The following is a 16530-nucleotide window of genomic DNA, read 5'->3' on the forward strand; positions in this document are numbered from 1 at the left end:
ATCGCCTCGGTGCCTACTGACCACCGATATATCACCAATCTCGCACCGGACACCGTGGACATGGGTGAGCCGGCATTTTTCCGACTTCCCGACCCCCGACCGGTCGACGCCGAGGAGACAGAGAACCGGTGGTGGCCTCCTCGGTGGCTCGAACCTCGATGGTTGACCGAGCACATCGATACATTCGACGTGTTCCATCTTCACTTCGGGTTCGATGCGGTCGAGCCTGCGCGACTGGCCGCCATCGTCGAGATTCTGCGCGCGCACGACAAGCCTTTCGTGCTCACCGTGCACGATCTGCACAATCCACACTTCGCGGACAACTCCATGCACCTGGCACAACTCGACATTCTCGTGACTGCCGCGGACAACGTCATCACTCTCACTCACGCCGCTGCCGCGGAGATCACTGCGCGATGGAACACCCCTGCCACTGTGCTGCCACATCCCCACGTCGTTCCGCTCGACCTGATCGGACCGGCGCGAGCGGAACACGAGCGGGAGTTCGTCATCGGGATTCACGCGAAGAGCCTTCGTGCAAATCTCGATCCGCTGGCGGTCATGGACGTCGTAGTCTGCACCGCAGCAGAACTCGGAAACGCACGAGTGCAACTCGACATCGACGAGGAGGTGTTCGCCCACCGTGACCAGCGGGGAGCAGTCGGTGCAGCGTTGACTGCATACAACCGATTCCGCAGCGTCGACGTTCGGGTGCATCGCCGCTTCGACGACACCGAGTTGTGGCGCTATCTGAAAGAGATCGACGTGTCTGTACTACCGTATCGATTCGGCACACACTCGGGCTGGCTCGAAGCATGCTACGACCTCGGAACCGCCGTCGTTGCCCCCGACTGCGGATACTACGGCGATCAGAAACCTTGTACTACATATGAATTCGGGATAGACCGATTCGAACCAGACACCCTTGCGCAGGCACTTCGGGATGTTCACGCTGCGCGTGGCCGGACTCCTGCCGCGTCCAGAGTCGAACGGGAACGCGAACGCACCATGCTCTCCCGCCGACACTACGAAATCTACGAACGTGCTCTGTCGCGAGGTAGCCGCATCCTGACCGAGGCCCGCTGATGCGCCCTTTACGCATTGCGCTGCTCGGTTCGTCGAATTTCCCTATCGCCGAACCGTTTGCCGGTGGCATGGAGGCGCACATCTGGCAACTCGCCCACACCCTGACCGAACGCGGCCACATCGTGACGCTTTTCGCCGCAGAGGGGTCGTCGGTGGAGGTCACCGGCGGTAATCTTCACGTCGCACGACTGGAACTGAGTGCAATTTCCAAAGCCGACATCACCACCCCCGCCTGGGCTGTGAGCGAGCATCACGCGTACCTGTCGGTGATGATGGATCTGGCCGGAGAACTGCGAGACTCCTTCGACATCATCCACAATCACAGCCTTCACTACCTGCCCATTGCGATGTCTCCGACAGTGCAGACGCCGATGCTCACCACGTTGCACACTCCCCCATTCGCCTGGCTGGAGTCGGCGATCGCTATCTCGGCGAGTCCTGCGTCGTCGTTCGTCGCAGTCAGTGAGCATGCCGCTCGCCAGTGGGCACCCGTGCTCGGTGGGGTTCATGTCGTCCCCAATGGCATCTCGACGCAGCGGTGGCCGGAAGGACCCGGCGGAGAATACGCCGTCTGGTCCGGCCGTATGGTGCCGGAGAAGGCGCCCCATCTTGCTATAGATGCCGCGCGGGTGGCCGGAGTTCCACTTCGCCTCGCCGGACCTGTCTCGAATTCCGAGTACTTCCGGGAACACGTTGTGCCGCGACTCGACGACTCGGTGACCTACGTCGGCCATCTTCGTCAGCGGGAGCTGGCGGCTCTCGTCGGTGCCGCCGCTGTTGCTCTGGTGACGCCCGTGTGGGAGGAGCCCTATGGCCTGGTTGTCGCCGAAGCTTTGGCATGTGGAACTCCGGTCGCCGCTTTCGACCGTGGCGGGATTCCGGAGATTCTCACCCCCGTCTGTGGTCGCCTCGCCACCGCAGATTCGGTGAAGGATCTGGCAACTGCCCTCGTCGCCGCCACAGCACTCTCACGGAGCGATGCCCGGGCCCGTGCCGAGACAGCATGCTCGGAAACTGCGATGGTGGACCACTATTCGGAGCTCTACGAGCACATGATCGGTGAGACGACGGTTCGACGAGGTGCGGCATGATCGGGTACTACGCGCATCATCACGGATCGGGGCATGTGACTCGTGCGGCATCGATCGCCGCTGAGCTCGAAGAACCGATGACCGTACTGTCCTCGCGCCCGCGATCCTCCGAACACGCTCACCTCGCCTGGCTGACTCTGCCACTCGATGTGGACTCGGCGAAGACGGGCGATCTCGACCCGACTGCATCGGGGGTGGTCCATTGGGCACCGATCGGCGTTCGTGGGTTCACCGAGCGCATGGCCATGATTGCCGAGTGGGTCGCACGAACACATCCGCGGCTCGTCGTCGTCGACGTGTCTGTCGAAATAGCTCTGTTCGTTCGATTGCTCGGCATTCCTGTCGTCATCGTCGCCATGCCTGGCGATCGAACGGACGAGCAACATCAGCTGGTTTATCGGATCGCAACAGCAATCATCGCCCCGTGGTCGAAGGACGTGTACGACCCGGCCTCGCTCCATGCTTTTTCTACCAAAACCACCTACGTGGGCTCGATCAGCCGATTCGCCGGGCGACCCCGCACTTCGAACACGACAACCGAACCGACTGTCTTCGTACTCGGGGGCGCGGGCGGAACGTCGCTGACGAAGAAAGATATCGATGCCGCGGCCGAACGCAACTCCGAATACACCTGGACGGCAGCCGGACTCGATACACAATCATGGATCGACGACGTATGGCCACACTTGTGTTCGGCGTCGGTGGTGATCACGCACGCCGGACAAAATGCACTCGCCGACGTGGCCTCCGCGCAGGTTCCTGCAGTCATCGTGCCCCAGGATCGGCCCTACGGTGAACAGGACGCCACCGCCGATGCCCTCGCCAGGGCAGGAGTAGCTGTCGTGGCGCCGTCGTGGCCTTCCCCCGAACGTTGGCGATCCTTGTTGGCCGAAGCAGTACGCGTGGGGTCGGCGGGCTGGCATCGCGTCGAAGCGTCCGGCGCTGCCCGCCGCGCAGCTCGGCTGTTGTCCGAGACGGCCGCCGTATGAAGACATCCGTGATCACCGTCGTGTCGGGACGGCACGAGCATCTTCGGGGCCAATTGCGTGGCCTCGCCCAGTCGATGCTCGCACCCGAACAACACATCATCGTCGCCGTCGACGACGACGAGATCGCTGGTGTCGTCGCGGAAACCGAATGCTCGGCGCAGGTGGTCGACCTCGCAGCACCCCAAGGCAGGCTTCCGATCGGGCAGGCAAGAAACGAGGGCGCCCGAGTGGCATCGGACGGCGGAACCGATCTTCTCGTCTTTCTCGACGTCGACTGCATTCCGTCACCCGAACTGCTTACGCGCTATCACGATTGCGCAACACAGCCTGAGCACCGTACGTCTTTACTCTGCGGACCGGTCACTTATTTACCGGCTCGGACCTCGGCGTGGGCCGTCGAGGAGTTGCACGCCCACACCGACCCTCATCCGGCGCGTCCGAATCCGGCTGCGGGACTGGTCGAGACAGGCAGGAACTATGACCTCTTCTGGTCACTGTCCTTCGCCCTCTCGACCGACACCTGGAACCGTATCGGCGGATTTCACGACGAATACCTCGGATACGGCGGCGAGGACACCGATTTCGCTGCTGTAGCTCGCTCGATCGGTGTCGGGTTGCGTTGGGTCGGCGGCGCACATGCCTACCACCAGCATCATCGTGTGTCGTCACCCCCGATCGAACATCTCGACGACATCGTCCGCAATGCGGCTCTGTTTCATCGCCGTTGGGGCCGATGGCCGATGGCCGGGTGGCTGGACGAGTTCGAACGTGCGGGCCGGATCGTACGCAGTCCCGACGGATCCATCGATCGCATTGCATGAACCACGCGAATACGGGGTAAGCAACGTGTGCTCCGCACTGAACGCCGGTGCCCACACAGGATGCGAGGGACCGTACCGATGAACCAAGTGATCAACACCGGCACGTCGGCACCAGCCACGCGCGCTGTGACAACCAAGCGGGAATGGGCAGCAGACCTCAGCACCCAGCGGTTGTACGCGCTGCTCAAGCTGCGCGTAGAGGTGTTCGTGGTGGAGCAGGCGTACTTCTATCCCGAGCTCGATGGTGAGGACTTAGGCTCGCTGACCAGGCACTTCTGGCTGGAGCGTGACGACGAAGTGCTGTGCACGTTACGACTGACCGAAGAGGGCAGCGGACCTGATCGGGTTTTGCGCATCGGCCATTTGTGTACCCGACGCTCCGAACGCGGGAAGGGACATACCACCCGTCTGCTCCAGGCTGCCTTGGCCGATGTCGGTTCGGCCAGATGTCGAATCGACTCGCCGAGCTACCTCGTGGACATCTACACCGGGCACGGATTCGTGCCATGCGGGGACGAGGTCCTCGACAACGGAGTTCCTGTCATCCCCTTGGTGCGAGAATCCAAGTGAATGTGGAAGTTTCAGTCGAAGTAAGCCCAGTGGGCGCGGCTCGACCGGGTAGATTGGACTCGTACGCGCAGTAGCCAACTGGTGGAGTCCGCTTCCCGACAACATTGATGCTGTACGCCTGAAGGACCTGGACGCGAGAGAGTCGAGAACAACATGCAGTGGTGGGGATGGGTTATCGTGGCCCTGGTCGTGATCGTGGCGCTCGTTGCGCTCGTGCTGGCCATTCAGGCCAAACGCCGATCCGGCGGTGTAATCATCACTGGCCGGCCGGGCAAGACCGGAAGAGCGAGAAAACCATGATCGAACAGTTGATGCGGTCCAGTGAGATCGCCAAGCGTCCGGTTGTGACTTTCACCGGTGAAGATGTCTCGCAGATCAAGGACATCATCTACGCACCGGACGGCGGAGCCGTCGCCGGTTTCACTCTTGCCGGTCGCGGACTGTTCTCCGGTCCCCGGAAAGAGGTACTTCCATGGCGGTCCGTCGCGGCATTGGGTCCGGACGCAGTGATGATTCTCCGCGAGGACATGCTCTCCCCGGCAGGCGAGATGTTCTCCGCTCCAGACTCCAGCGACGACACTCCGCAACCCTCGCACGAGCGGCGCGGTGACATCCTCGGCTCCACCGTCCTCACCGACTCCGGTACCGAATTGGGCACCGTTGTCGACGTCATCATCGAAGTCAGTGGCCGTTACGGTGGAAAGTGCGAAGTAGTGGGCTACGAGATCAAGTCCTCGGAGGCGATGAAGAACAAGGGCACCACCGTGCTCATCCCTCTGCCCGACACACTTGCTGCATCAGGGGAACATCTGATGGTGCCCGCCAGCGCCACCGATTTCGTGCGTGATGATCTCGCCGGGTTCGGTGCTGCCGTCGACGCATTCCGCGCACAATTGGGGGGTAAGAACTGATGTTGTTCTCCGAGTCCATCGGCCGCAAGGTGGTCAGCACAACCACCGCCGACACGGTCGGGACCATTGCCGGGTTCTTTATCGATCCGCACAACCGCACCGTCGCCGGGGTTCATCTCAAGAAGGCCAAGTCGGGGAATGCGCTCGCCTGGTCGGGAATTTCTGCGTTCGGAATCGATGCTGTCACCGTCGGCTCCTCGGATGCGATCGTTGATGCCGACGACGAGGCCTCACTCTCGGCGCTGGAAGGAAAGACCCACAACGTCGTCGGAAAGCGCGTACTCAGCACTGGTGGTGTCGAGCTCGGAAAAGTCGACGACGTCGATTTCGATCCTGAGACGGGAGCGATCAACTCGCTCATCGTCGGCGCCGAGCAGATCGAAGGCCGCGCCCTTATCGGGGTCGGGTCGTACGCGGTAATTCTCGATCATCAGGATCAGTGATGGTGATCGTCGGAATCCCGACGATGTCATAGGTAGCCGAGGCGATACCAATACCTGCGGCGTCGAGGCCGGTCAAGATATCTCGACTCATCCGGTCCTTGATCGCTCGTACGCCGCGATGCGGCACCAGGAACCGTAGAGACAGTTCGAGCCAGTTATCGGTGATTCGCCAGTAGACGGCAGGGGCAAGAGATGTCTCCGACAGTGCGTATCGCGCACGCATGGACGCGAACGCATTTTCGGCCTCCCGGTTGTCGACGACGGCGTGAGCACGAGCGGCATCGAGAAGTATCTGTTCCACACGGGCGCGGTCGTCTGTGTAGGTGATAGGAAGCATCATCTCCTCCCACAGGTACGGAAACTCACGAGTGTAGTTGTACACCGGATCGGTGAAGATGACACCGTTGGTGACCGTGACCAAGCGTCCGGTGTACTGGCGTGAATTAACCCAGATAGCTGGATCGGAGTCCGACACCGAAGGTGGCTGGCCCATCTCCATGATGGTCGTCTTGAGGAACCCGAGCCGTACCACATCACCGCGGACGCCGCCGAGAGTGATCCGATCGCCGATCCCGAATGTGTCACCACGCAGAATCACGAAGTACGCGGCGAAGGAGGTGATGACCTGCTGCAGAGCAAATGCCAGTCCAGCACTGATCAATCCGACACCGGTGGTGATATCGGTACTAGGCGTCACCCAGATCGATACCAACCCCAGCACAAGGACACCCGCGACGACCACGTGCACCCCTTGACGTGCCCAGAATCGGCGAGAATCTCCCACCTCACCACCGAGTGTTCGCCGCGTCACCGCCAGCGCGACCCCCCGTAGCGCCAGCACTGCCACTACGAACACGGCAGTGACGAGCAGTTTGACACCTGTGGTGGTACTGATGCCGACGAGAGTGACGCCGAAGACCTCCACGGACCCCGCTGAGAAGACAACATTCATACACTGCTCCGATCCGCTTGCCGCGCCCTACGTCGAGTGAGTGTCCCACCCCCTGGACGAAGACAAAACGAAACGGCACCGCGGCAATACTCCGCCGCGGTGCCGTTTCGCTTATATGGAGTCAGCTGCCTTCGGTGTCGCTGACGAATGCCCACTCACCATCGTGGTCGACCTCGAGGCGCCAGCCAAGTTCGGAGTTGTCGGCTTTCTTGTCGATGAACCACGAGTGTGCGTCCTCCGCACTGTCTATGTCCTTGGTTTCGACGACTTCGCCTTTGGGATCGAGAACTCTGTAATTTGCCATATCTCCATGTACCCGCGAGTCATTCGTTTCCAAACGTGGTTTGTCACCCGGGGGCCGGGGTACAGCAGAGCAATGAACGACGCCAGACCCACGACCATCAGCAGGCCGTACCCACTCGGTGCCTCTCTATTTCCCACGGGCGGGGCCGATGTGGCCGTGTACTCCGAAACCGCCGACTCCATCGCCGTCGTTGTCGTCGACGAGAACGGTACCGAGGTGTCCTCGACCACGCTCGACATCCGGACCGGCCATGTATTCCACGGGATCGTCGAGGATCTGACCGCGGGTTCACGATACGGACTGCGGGTAGAAGGACCATGGGATCCCGAGTCCGGTCTACGCCACAATTCGCACAAGCTCCTCCTCGACCCCTATGCGAGAGCAATCGCCGGCGGAGTCGAGTGGAACGAATCGGTATTCGGACACCACCATGACGAGCCCGACACTCGCAACGACGACGATTCCGCGGCGTCCATGCCGCTATCGGTGGTCTCGGCGTCCGAGTTCGACTGGGGCAGCGATGCCGCACCTCGAATTCCGTTGGACCGCACAGTCGTCTACGAAGTTCACGTCAAGGGTTTCACCGCCTCGCATCCCGACGTGGAGGAGTCCATCCGCGGAACCTATGCAGGGTTGGCCCACCCGTCAGCGATCGCCGAACTGGTCGCCCTGGGTGTGACTACCGTCGAACTGCTTCCCGTTCATCAGTTCGTTCAGGACTCCCATCTCCTCGAAGCGGGTTCTCGGAACTATTGGGGATACAACTCGATCGGCTTCTTCGCCCCGCACAACGAGTACAGCAGCGCCGGAGACACCGGCGGCCAGGTCGATGAATTCAAAGCCATGGTCAAAGCTCTCCACAACGCCGGAATCGAAGTGATCCTCGATGTGGTGTACAACCACACGGCCGAGGGAAATCACCTGGGACCGACGTTGTCGCTCAAGGGAATAGACAACAGGTCCTATTACCGGTTGGTCGAGGACGACAGAGCGTCCTACTTCGACACCACGGGAACGGGCAACAGCCTCAACGTCGGCCACCCAGCCGCGCTGGCTCTGATCATGGACTCCTTGCGGTATTGGGTTACCGAGATGCACGTCGACGGGTTTCGATTCGATCTTGCGAGCACTCTGACCCGCCAGGATTCCGATCTGGACAAGCACAGCGCGTTCCTCGATCTGGTTCACCAAGATCCGACGCTGGCGCCGGTCAAGCTTATCGCTGAGCCTTGGGACACCCATGGATATCAAGTAGGCGGATTCCCCGCTCGCTGGTCCGAGTGGAACGGCCAATTCCGCGACGACGTTCGAGACTTCTGGCGCGGTGAACCCGGATCGCTCGGCGCCTTCGCGCAGCGCATCACCGGCAGCCCCGACGTCTACGAGGCCAGCCGTCGGCCGACATTGGCGAGCATCAACTTCATCACTGCGCACGACGGTTTCACCCTCGCCGACCTGAACAGCTACGACGACAAGCACAACGATGCCAACGGCGAGAACAACGAGGACGGCGAGTCCGACAATCGTTCGTGGGGTTGCGGCGCCGAAGGCCCGACCGAGGACGAAGGCATCCTTGCCCTGCGCGCACGGCAACAACGAAATCATCTGGCGACGTTGCTGTTGTCTGCGGGCGTGCCGATGATCCTCGGGGGGGACGAAATCGGCAGAACTCAGCAGGGGAACAACAACGCCTACTGCCAGGACAACGAACTGTCCTGGTTCGACTGGGCAAACGCCGATCTCGATCTCCGCAACTTCACCCGCGAACTCCTACGCATGCGCCGCGAGCATCCGGCACTGCGTCCGAAGTGGTTCCGGCACGACAGTGACAGCAATGCCGAGAACTCGGTGGATTTCTACCGGGCCGATGGCGCCAAGCTAGGCGACGAGGACTGGGAGGACGGGGCAGCACTGTCCATGCTCGTGCGCATGACGGCGCCAGAGGATGACACCACCTTCGCCTGGCTCGTCAACTCCTCTTCCGGCCCAGTGGACTTCTCGCTGCCGGAGGGAAAGTGGGAGCAGAGTCTGTCGAGCGATCCCGATCAGGCCTATGAAAGCGAGGGCCCGACGATCCTGATTCGTGAGCACTCGTTCACCCTCCTGACAGCAGAAGACTAGAAGGCAGGGCCTAGAACCACTCGGGGTTCATATCCAGAGTCGTACGGTCCAGGGCCGCCAGGAGGTCGAATTGCGGGCCTGTCTTCGGTAGCTCGTAGCCGAAGAAATACCGTGCTGCTTGGCGTTTGCCGTCGTAGAAGGCTCCGGTCTTGCCTTCTACGACGGTGAGCTGCTCGAGCCACATCCAAGCAATGACCACATGTCCGACCGCTTCGAGGTACACAGTCGAATTAGCCAGTGCCACAGCAGGATCACCCGTCGTCCACAGCGCTGCGGTGACCTCGACCGTGCGGTTCCATGCCGCTTCCAGTTTACCGGCGAACCGGGCCGTGTCGGGACTCAGCGGCTGGGCCCGTTCGACGGTGGCCAAAATTTTGGAACCGAGGAGCGCCACCCCTGCCCCCGCCTGCATGGTCACCTTCCGGCCGAGCAGATCGAGCCCCTGAATGCCGTGCGTCCCCTCGTGAATCGGATTGAGGCGATTGTCTCGGTAGTACTGCTCGACGTCGTAGTCACGGGTGTAGCCGTAGCCGCCGTGAATCTGGATCGCCAGGCTGTTGGCCTCGAGGCACCACTGTGACGGCCAGCTCTTCGCGATCGGCGTCAACACATCGAGTAGTAGCGTCGACTCCGCCTTGATGGTGTCGTCGGTCGTCGAATCCTGCTCGTCGACGAGCCTGGAGCAATAGAGACCGAGTGCAAGCGCTCCCTCCACATATGACTTCTGTGCCAACAGCATTCGCCTGACGTCGGCGTGCTCGACCAGCGGCACTGCAGGAGATGACGGATCTTTGGACCCCAGTGGCCGACCTTGAGTGCGAACCTTCGCATACTCGAGCGACTTCAGGTATCCGACGTAACCCAGCGCAATTGCCAGGAACCCGACCCCGATTCGGGCCTCGTTCATCATGTGGAACATGTAGGAGAGACCGCGATGCTCCTCGCCGACGAGGTAGCCGACCGATCCGTCGAAAGCGAGAAGGGTGTTGGTTGTCCCACGGTTACCCATCTTGTGGTTCAAACCGACGAGAGTCACCTCGTTGCGCTCGGCGTTCGGCCGTAGCTTGGGGACGATGAACAGCGAGATACCCTTGACTCCCGCTCCCCCACCTGGGATTTTGGCCAGCACGAGGTGGATGATGTTCTCGGTGAGTTCGTGGTCGCCAGCTGAGATCCACATCTTGGTTCCGGTGATCCGGTAGCTGCCGTCGTCCTGCTTCTCTGCCCGGGTCGTGATGTCGGCGAGCGAGGAACCCGCCTGAGGTTCGGACAGGCACATCGTGCCGAAGTACTTGCCCTCCAACATCGGACGCACGTACTCGTCGATCTGCTCGGCAGTTCCGTATGTCGAGATGAGATTGGCATTCGCAACGGTCAGGAACGGGTAGGACGCAGTCGAGGCGTTGGCCGCCTGGAAGTACGCCATCGACGCGCGCGCGACCGTAGTCGGCAGTTGCATCCCGCCGACGCTCTCATCGAATTGGCTCGCTATGAGCCCGGCAGAAGAGTAGACGTCCAATGCGGCCTTGACCTCGCCGATCATGTCCACGGAGCCGTCGGGACGCATTGTCGGCTCGTTCGCATCGGACTTCTTGTTGTGCGGCTCGAAGTGCTTGTGCGCAATGTCGGAGCATAGGTCGAGTACCGCGTCGAACGTCTCCTTCGAGTGTTCGGCGAACCGTGCGCGGTCCGTCAGCGATACGACGTCGAGCCACTCGTAGAGCAGAAAGTCGAGATCGCGGCGAGAGAGTACGTCGGTCATGGCATGCCTCGTGTCGGAAAGTCGCGGTGGGAACTATGCAAGTGCATATTTTCTATGCACCTGCCTATAATTGACCCGGCACCCGATCGTGTCAACCCTGGGCATGAAGAGGAGGGATCGACCGACCATGAGTGTCGACGAGGTGAGCACCTCCAAAGCCGCCGCCCGAATCCGAAGCGCAGCCATCGAGATTTTTGCTGCCAAAGGCTACGGCGCGACGTCGACGCGCGAGATCGCCGCAAGCCTCGATCTCAGTCCCGGGGCTATGTACCCGCATTACAAAACCAAAGAGTCGCTACTGTTCGACGCGAGCCTCGACGGACACCGCCGTGCGCTCGCCGAAACGAAACAGGCCGATGTCGAAACCGACCCGCCGCCGGCTCGACTCGCATCCACGGTCCACGCGTACGTCCAGTTCCATGCCCGTCATCACGCATTGGCACGGGTCATCCAATACGAACTGCGATCGCTCACGACCGAACACTTTCGCACGATCGCCGCTGTTCGACGTGCCACCTCCAAGGTGTTCACCGACATCATCGGCGCGGGCGTGCTCGCGGGAGATTTTTCGATCGCCGATACCGACGCTGCCACTTTGGCGATCACCTCGCTCGGAATCGACGTCAGCCGGTGGTTTCCGAGTAAGTCGTTCTCGGACCCGGACGTCCTGGCCTCGCGTTATGTGGAACTGGCGCTTCGGATGGTCGGCGCACCACCGTCGTAGTTTCAACGGCGATCCGGCTGAAGCAGTCAGCTATCGACTCACTCCGACGACAGCGTCGGTTGCCATTGGTGTGGGTCACGCACGACGATCGGGAGGGCGTCCGGATCACCTGTAGGCCAACGTGCTGGAGATTCACCGAGGTCGTGCAAGCGTTCCATTTGCTCACGGCACCACGGCGATACAGCACCACCCTCAGCGACGAATCTCGAGAATCTTTGCCATGGAACCCAATCCGCGCGTGAGACCTCTTCGGGATTCGGTTTCGGAGCGGGCCCGTCGTAGACGACGCCGAACACCGGACACAGTTCGTTTTCCACGATTCCGTTTGCCATGACGGCTCGATACCGGAAACCGGGAAGCAGCAGGCGCACGCCTCCTGCCTCGATTCCCAACTCCTGACTCAACCTGCGCAGGACCGCATCACCCAAATTCTCCCCTGGTCCCGGATGCCCGCAGCAGCTGTTGGTAGTCACCCCCGGCCAGGTCGACTTGTGATGGGCACGCTCGGTGACCAGTACCTCGTCCTTGCCGTTGAATACGTAACACGAGAACGCCAGATGCAGCGGGGTCGTCGTCGTATGCACTGTCGACTTCGCCTGCGTTCCCAATTTCCGGCCTTCGTCGTCGACGAGTACGACCTCTTCGGTCAGCATCGGGAACCGCCAGTGGATGAGGTGAGGGGCGCGCAAGGTATCCGATCCATACCATCATGTTCCCAGACCCCGCCGCATTCGAAACATTTCGTCACCGGTCGGCGCGTTCTCCTTACATTCCGCCATCGAAGACCGCACCACGCGTGGGTGGAGAAAGTTCGATGTTTGTAGTGACCGGCGGAACGGGTAGTGCGATACGCAGGCGGGGCCGTGTTGGTTCACTTCGCCGCCGGGGCGTCCGGGCAGGTTGAGCACACAGCCTCCCGGTCGTTCTTACTTCCCGGACGCCGACCGCGCCGTGGTCGCTCGAGAACTCGACGGAACTGTGAGATCCGGTGCCGACGAGAGATCGGCGATCAGATCGGCCGGATCCTCCAACCCGACAGAGAATCGCAAGTGTCCGAGGGTCCGGAAAGAATCTGGATACCGGGCGACCCGCGCACCTTCGGTTCCTACGTGCACGATCAACGACTCGTCGTAGCCGAGTGATACTGCCGAGGTGATCACTCGAAGATTCGCGACGAACGCGTTGTGGGTATCGGTGTCGGCGTCGATCGCAAAAGCCATCATCGCACCGAACCGACCATCGAACTGGCGTGCGGCGACCTCGTGCTGAGGATGCGATTGCAATCCCGGATAGGCAACGAACGCCACGCGTGCGCTAGCGACGGGAGAGAACGACCACCGGGATCTCGCGGTCGGTCCACGCCTGGTAGTTCGCGAAATCTGCATATCGCTTCACCAGTAAGGGCCACAGGCGAGCGCGCTCGACGGCGTCCGCTGTGCGTGCCTGCACGTCACGTCGCTCGGGGCCGATTTGCAGCCAGGTGTCCGGGCTCGCCATCAGATTCGAATACCACTGCGGATTTTTGGGCATTCCGCCCTGCGAGGCCACCACGATCACGTTGTCGCCATCGAGCAGATAGATGAGGGGAGTGGTGTACTCGGTGGCCGACTTTCGGCCTCGATGCCCCAGCAGGAGCACTGGCACCGGCTTGCGGAATCCGCTGCCGATACGCCATTTCCCACCGATCCGGCCGCCGGTGCGTCGGTACAACCAGACCTGCGCTTTGGCACCGTATTTCATCACCGAGGGAACGATCGGCGAGTCGAGGTGGGATGGTCGTGCGGGCGGCGGTGGTGTCGTCACGTCGGGCAGTCTAAGGCCTCGGGGCCGCTGCCGTCGACGATCCAGTTGAAACCTATCCGTTTCTTGAAGTAACTGGTAATCTTCGTAACAGCTACATTGGCTAGAACGAAAGACGAGAGGATGCACCCGCGATGACCAGCACCGTCAGCTCGATCGACACCATCGAAGCCGAGGATGTCTCAGCACGGCTGCTCGATTCCGCCGCGCAATTGTCGTACGACCCGGCCGAAGAAGTTGCCTGGGACGAACCCCTCGACCCCACCCTGTTCGGCCTCAATCCGGAATGGAGCACTCTCTACGGCACAGCGATGTGGGAGGAGATGACGCAGGAACAGCGCATCCTGCTCACCCGCCACGAGGTGTGCTCGATCATGAGCACCGGCATCTGGTTCGAGATGATCCTGCAACAGATGGTTCTTCGCGACCAGTACTGCAAGGACTCGTCGAACTCCGATTTCCAGTTCGCATTGACCGAGATCGCCGATGAGTGCCGACACTCGATCATGTTTGCTCGTGCGTGTACGACCATGGGCATCAAGGCCTACCTACCGCGCCGGATGAGCATCGAACTCGGCCGCGGCTTCAAAGCGATAGCGTCTGCCGAAGCCGCCTATGGCGGAATACTTGTGGCCGAGGAAGTTCTCGACGTGATGCAGCGCGATTGGATGCGCGGTGAGAACGTCCTCCCCCTGGTGCGCACCACCAGCAAGATCCATGTGGTCGAAGAATCACGACACATGACCTTCGCCCGTGCGCAGATGCGTGAACGGATTCAAGGCAAGAGCGTCGCGCGACGTAAGTCGAGTGCGCTGGTCGTTGCCATCGCCGCTCGCATCATCGTCTCGAACATGGTCAACAAAGGGGTATACGAGGCTGCGGGTCTCGACGCAGATCGAGCAATCAAAGAGGCCAAGAACAACGCCCACCACCACACCATGATGCGAACCAGCAGCGAACACCTGATGGCTTTCCTGCTGGACTGCGGTCTTGCCACCAAGCCGGCGGAGGCAATTTATCGTCGGCTGCACATGCTGTGAAGAAGGAATAGCTGATATGGCCTTCGCCATCACCCAGAACTGCTGCAACGACGCGTCCTGCCTGTCGGTCTGCCCCGTCAACTGCATCCATCCGACGCCTGATGAGCCGGATTTCGGCAAGACCGAGTTGCTGTACATCGACCCACGCTCCTGTATCGACTGTGGGGCATGCGCCGATGCATGTCCGGTCGACGCAATTTCCCGCGTCTCGCGTCTGACACCGGAGCAGTCGATCTACGCGGATATCAACGCCGACTATTACAAGGACAAACCGATCGATCCGGCCTGGGCACCTCCGCGGTTCCCAGCCCCGGCGGTAAACGAACTTCGACGCATCGATGTCGCGATCATCGGGACCGGCCCGGCTGCCTGTTACACCGCACAGGCACTCCTTCGGCTTCCGAGCAGCCGGGTGACATTCTACGACCGCCTGCAGACAGCAGGTGGACTGGCTCGCTACGGGGTGGCACCCGACCACCTCGGAACACGTCGAATCAACGAGCATTTCCGGAGCATCTTCGCGCACCCCCGCGTCAGCATGAAGCTGGGAGTCGAGGTCGGAGTCGGCATAGACCACCAGACTCTGGCCGAACGCTACGACGCCGTCGTGTACGCCGTGGGTGCGGAGAAGGATCGCCCCCTCGACATTCCAGGCCTCGACCTGCCCGGTTCGATCAGCGCTCGCACCGTAGTCGGTTGGTACAACGGCCATCCCGACGTCGCCGCCGATGCCGTCGACCTCACCGGAGTTCGGGGTGTCACGATCGTCGGCAACGGCAACGTGGCCCTAGATGCAGCGCGCATCCTTACCGCCGACCCGGACGATCTCGCATGCACCTCCATCGCACCCCATGCCCTCGAGGCTCTCCGACGGAACCGGGTCGAGGAAGTGGTCGTTCTCGCTCGTCGAGGTCCGGAGTTCGCCGCATTCACCCGTTCCGAGTGCAAGGCGCTGATCGACCGCCCACACGTCGATGTGGTGGTAGCCGGATCGCCGGAGACCCTGTCGATAATCGACGAGCTTCCCACCTCGGCTCCGGCGTCGGCGCTGTGTGGCGCGGACGTCGCCGAACTGGGTTCACCGCATTCTTCGCCTCGGATCGTCTTCGCTTTCGGACGGGCACCTCTCGCCGTTCACGGCGGCAACCGTGTCGAGTCGGTCCTCGTCGGCACCGGAGACGATGCACGATCAATTTCCACCGAGCTGGTACTTCTCGCGATCGGATATCGCGGAACACCCTCTGCGGGAGTTCCTTTCGACGAGAAATCGGGGACCATCAACAATATCGACGGCCGCGTGTCCGACCATGACGGAACACTCGTAGCAGGTTGCTACGTGGTCGGTTGGGCCAAGCGTGGCGCCACGGGCGGAATCGGCGACAACAAGGTCGATGCAGAACTGACTGTGGACGCGCTCATCGAGGACGTCGCGGCACGCGGGCCCCGACGCACCCGAGACCGGTACCGAAGACTGTCTGCATCAGCGAAAACTATCGAGGACGTCGTTATACTCGATCGGTGAGCACTTCTGAGATCGCGACTGTATTGGCCTGGCACGACGCACTCAACTCGACCGACGTGGACACGGTATTGGCTTTGTCGAGTGACGACATCGAGGTGGGCTCGGCCGATGGCGCTGCGCAGGGGCTCGAGCACCTACAGGAGTGGGTGCGCACTCCCGGAGTGACACTCACTCCCGGTGCGATGTTCTACCGGGACGGCGTCGTTGTCGTCGAAGAATCGGCGACAAGCGAGGCCGAGCCGACAGTACCCACTGCGGAGGCCGCCAGCTTCCGGGTCGTTCACGACCACGTCACGTCGATCTTCCGTCATACCGACCTCGAATCGGCCCTCTCCGCCACAGGCATGTCGGAGAGCGATCGGGTAGCCGAAAGCTGACCCACCCCAAGCACTCT

Annotated in this window: 17 protein-coding genes and 1 pseudogene; 12 read left to right on the top strand and 6 right to left on the bottom strand. The window is 61.5% G+C overall.

Annotated features, from left to right (window positions below; genetic code table 11):
* Positions 1–9: 9 nt before the first annotated feature.
* From O1W68_RS00335 to O1W68_RS00365, 7 genes are all read left to right on the top strand, one after another.
* Positions 10–1086, top strand: coding sequence for a glycosyltransferase (locus tag O1W68_RS00335; RefSeq protein ID WP_269300930.1), 1077 nt, complete (start codon positions 10–12; stop codon positions 1084–1086).
* Complete coding sequence (locus O1W68_RS00340) at positions 1086–2177, top strand: glycosyltransferase (protein ID WP_269300931.1); 1092 nt, start codon at positions 1086–1088, stop codon at positions 2175–2177. Before O1W68_RS00335 ends, O1W68_RS00340 begins: the two co-directional genes overlap by 1 nt.
* Positions 2174–3166, top strand: coding sequence for a glycosyltransferase (locus O1W68_RS00345; protein ID WP_269300932.1), 993 nt, complete (start codon positions 2174–2176; stop codon positions 3164–3166). Before O1W68_RS00340 ends, O1W68_RS00345 begins: the two co-directional genes overlap by 4 nt.
* Positions 3163–3987 (top strand): glycosyltransferase family 2 protein, encoded by an 825-nt coding sequence (locus O1W68_RS00350; protein ID WP_269300933.1) that lies wholly within the window; start codon positions 3163–3165, stop codon positions 3985–3987. Before O1W68_RS00345 ends, O1W68_RS00350 begins: the two co-directional genes overlap by 4 nt.
* 78 nt (positions 3988–4065) lie before the next feature.
* Complete coding sequence (locus O1W68_RS00355) at positions 4066–4557, top strand: GNAT family N-acetyltransferase (protein ID WP_269300934.1); 492 nt, start codon at positions 4066–4068, stop codon at positions 4555–4557.
* A 296-nt stretch (positions 4558–4853) separates the two neighbouring features.
* Complete coding sequence (locus tag O1W68_RS00360; RefSeq protein WP_269300936.1) at positions 4854–5468, top strand: PRC-barrel domain-containing protein; 615 nt, start codon at positions 4854–4856, stop codon at positions 5466–5468.
* Entirely contained in the window at positions 5468–5911 is a 444-nt protein-coding gene (locus O1W68_RS00365) for a PRC-barrel domain-containing protein (protein WP_269300937.1), read from the top strand. The genes O1W68_RS00360 and O1W68_RS00365 overlap by 1 nt, the downstream gene beginning before the upstream one ends.
* Here O1W68_RS00365 and O1W68_RS00370 read toward each other — a convergent pair.
* Together O1W68_RS00370 and O1W68_RS00375 are read right to left on the bottom strand one after the other, a co-directional pair.
* Positions 5862–6863: a mechanosensitive ion channel family protein gene (locus O1W68_RS00370; RefSeq protein ID WP_269300938.1), complete on the bottom strand. Its 1002-nt coding sequence runs from the start codon at positions 6861–6863 to the stop codon at positions 5862–5864. The two genes, O1W68_RS00365 and O1W68_RS00370, sit on opposite strands and share 50 nt — an antisense overlap.
* A gap of 121 nt (positions 6864–6984) precedes the next feature.
* The gene (locus O1W68_RS00375) at positions 6985–7167 is read right to left on the bottom strand and encodes a hypothetical protein (RefSeq protein WP_269300939.1); all 183 of its coding nucleotides are present in this window, start codon (positions 7165–7167) and stop codon (positions 6985–6987) included.
* Positions 7168–7239: 72 nt separating this feature from the next.
* Here O1W68_RS00375 and glgX point away from each other — a divergent pair, with 72 nt between their 5' ends.
* Positions 7240–9288, top strand: a complete 2049-nt coding sequence (glgX, locus tag O1W68_RS00380) for a glycogen debranching protein GlgX (protein WP_269300940.1) — start codon at positions 7240–7242, stop codon at positions 9286–9288.
* 10 nt (positions 9289–9298) lie between these two features.
* Here glgX and O1W68_RS00385 read toward each other — a convergent pair whose 3' ends face one another.
* Positions 9299–11050, bottom strand: a complete 1752-nt coding sequence (locus tag O1W68_RS00385) for an acyl-CoA dehydrogenase (RefSeq protein WP_269300941.1) — start codon at positions 11048–11050, stop codon at positions 9299–9301.
* Positions 11051–11177: 127 nt separating this feature from the next.
* Here O1W68_RS00385 and O1W68_RS00390 point away from each other — a divergent pair, with 127 nt between their 5' ends.
* On the top strand, positions 11178–11774 hold the full coding sequence (locus O1W68_RS00390) for a TetR/AcrR family transcriptional regulator (protein WP_269300942.1): 597 nt from the start codon (positions 11178–11180) through the stop codon (positions 11772–11774).
* 38 nt (positions 11775–11812) lie between these two features.
* On the opposite strand, the gene idi is transcribed toward O1W68_RS00390, so the two are convergent.
* The 3 genes and pseudogenes from idi to O1W68_RS00405 all read right to left on the bottom strand — a co-directional run bounded on the left by idi (position 11813) and on the right by O1W68_RS00405 (position 13514).
* Complete coding sequence (idi, locus tag O1W68_RS00395; RefSeq protein ID WP_269301738.1) at positions 11813–12427, bottom strand: isopentenyl-diphosphate Delta-isomerase; 615 nt, start codon at positions 12425–12427, stop codon at positions 11813–11815.
* A 273-nt stretch (positions 12428–12700) separates the two neighbouring features.
* Positions 12701–13084: pseudogene (locus O1W68_RS00400) on the bottom strand (PLP-dependent transferase); the annotation flags it as partial.
* A 4-nt stretch (positions 13085–13088) separates the two neighbouring features.
* The gene (locus O1W68_RS00405) at positions 13089–13514 is read right to left on the bottom strand and encodes a nitroreductase family deazaflavin-dependent oxidoreductase (RefSeq protein WP_269301739.1); all 426 of its coding nucleotides are present in this window, start codon (positions 13512–13514) and stop codon (positions 13089–13091) included.
* Positions 13515–13708: 194 nt separating this feature from the next.
* Here O1W68_RS00405 and O1W68_RS00410 point away from each other — a divergent pair, with 194 nt between their 5' ends.
* Genes O1W68_RS00410 through O1W68_RS00420 form a run of 3 tightly spaced genes read left to right on the top strand, consistent with a single transcriptional unit; the run spans position 13709 to position 16513 of the window.
* On the top strand, positions 13709–14614 hold the full coding sequence (locus O1W68_RS00410; RefSeq protein ID WP_269300943.1) for an AurF N-oxygenase family protein: 906 nt from the start codon (positions 13709–13711) through the stop codon (positions 14612–14614).
* A gap of 16 nt (positions 14615–14630) precedes the next feature.
* Positions 14631–16136 (top strand): FAD-dependent oxidoreductase, encoded by a 1506-nt coding sequence (locus tag O1W68_RS00415; RefSeq protein ID WP_269300944.1) that lies wholly within the window; start codon positions 14631–14633, stop codon positions 16134–16136.
* The gene (locus O1W68_RS00420; RefSeq protein ID WP_269300945.1) at positions 16133–16513 is read left to right on the top strand and encodes a nuclear transport factor 2 family protein; all 381 of its coding nucleotides are present in this window, start codon (positions 16133–16135) and stop codon (positions 16511–16513) included. The genes O1W68_RS00415 and O1W68_RS00420 overlap by 4 nt, the downstream gene beginning before the upstream one ends.
* Positions 16514–16530 lie beyond the last annotated feature (17 nt).

This window comes from Rhodococcus sp. H36-A4 (assembly GCF_027158005.1).
GTDB lineage: Bacteria > Actinomycetota > Actinomycetes > Mycobacteriales > Mycobacteriaceae > Rhodococcoides.

What these genes read in the sequence shown, in the direction of transcription:
- O1W68_RS00365 (WP_269300937.1), top strand. Translation starts at nt 5,468, where the DNA reads ATGTTGTTCTCCGAGTCCATCGGCCGCAAGGTGGTCAGCACAACCACC.
- O1W68_RS00345 (WP_269300932.1), top strand. Translation starts at nt 2,174, where the DNA reads ATGATCGGGTACTACGCGCATCATCACGGATCGGGGCATGTGACTCGT.
- O1W68_RS00410 (WP_269300943.1), top strand. Translation starts at nt 13,709, where the DNA reads ATGACCAGCACCGTCAGCTCGATCGACACCATCGAAGCCGAGGATGTC.
- O1W68_RS00405 (WP_269301739.1), bottom strand. Translation starts at nt 13,514, where the DNA reads ATGAAATACGGTGCCAAAGCGCAGGTCTGGTTGTACCGACGCACCGGC.
- O1W68_RS00375 (WP_269300939.1), bottom strand. Translation starts at nt 7,167, where the DNA reads ATGGCAAATTACAGAGTTCTCGATCCCAAAGGCGAAGTCGTCGAAACC.
- glgX (WP_269300940.1), top strand. Translation starts at nt 7,240, where the DNA reads ATGAACGACGCCAGACCCACGACCATCAGCAGGCCGTACCCACTCGGT.
- O1W68_RS00350 (WP_269300933.1), top strand. Translation starts at nt 3,163, where the DNA reads ATGAAGACATCCGTGATCACCGTCGTGTCGGGACGGCACGAGCATCTT.
- O1W68_RS00385 (WP_269300941.1), bottom strand. Translation starts at nt 11,050, where the DNA reads ATGACCGACGTACTCTCTCGCCGCGATCTCGACTTTCTGCTCTACGAG.
- O1W68_RS00355 (WP_269300934.1), top strand. Translation starts at nt 4,066, where the DNA reads ATGAACCAAGTGATCAACACCGGCACGTCGGCACCAGCCACGCGCGCT.
- idi (WP_269301738.1), bottom strand. Translation starts at nt 12,427, where the DNA reads ATGCTGACCGAAGAGGTCGTACTCGTCGACGACGAAGGCCGGAAATTG.
- O1W68_RS00360 (WP_269300936.1), top strand. Translation starts at nt 4,854, where the DNA reads ATGATCGAACAGTTGATGCGGTCCAGTGAGATCGCCAAGCGTCCGGTT.
- O1W68_RS00390 (WP_269300942.1), top strand. Translation starts at nt 11,178, where the DNA reads ATGAGTGTCGACGAGGTGAGCACCTCCAAAGCCGCCGCCCGAATCCGA.
- O1W68_RS00340 (WP_269300931.1), top strand. Translation starts at nt 1,086, where the DNA reads ATGCGCCCTTTACGCATTGCGCTGCTCGGTTCGTCGAATTTCCCTATC.
- O1W68_RS00415 (WP_269300944.1), top strand. Translation starts at nt 14,631, where the DNA reads ATGGCCTTCGCCATCACCCAGAACTGCTGCAACGACGCGTCCTGCCTG.
- O1W68_RS00370 (WP_269300938.1), bottom strand. Translation starts at nt 6,863, where the DNA reads ATGAATGTTGTCTTCTCAGCGGGGTCCGTGGAGGTCTTCGGCGTCACT.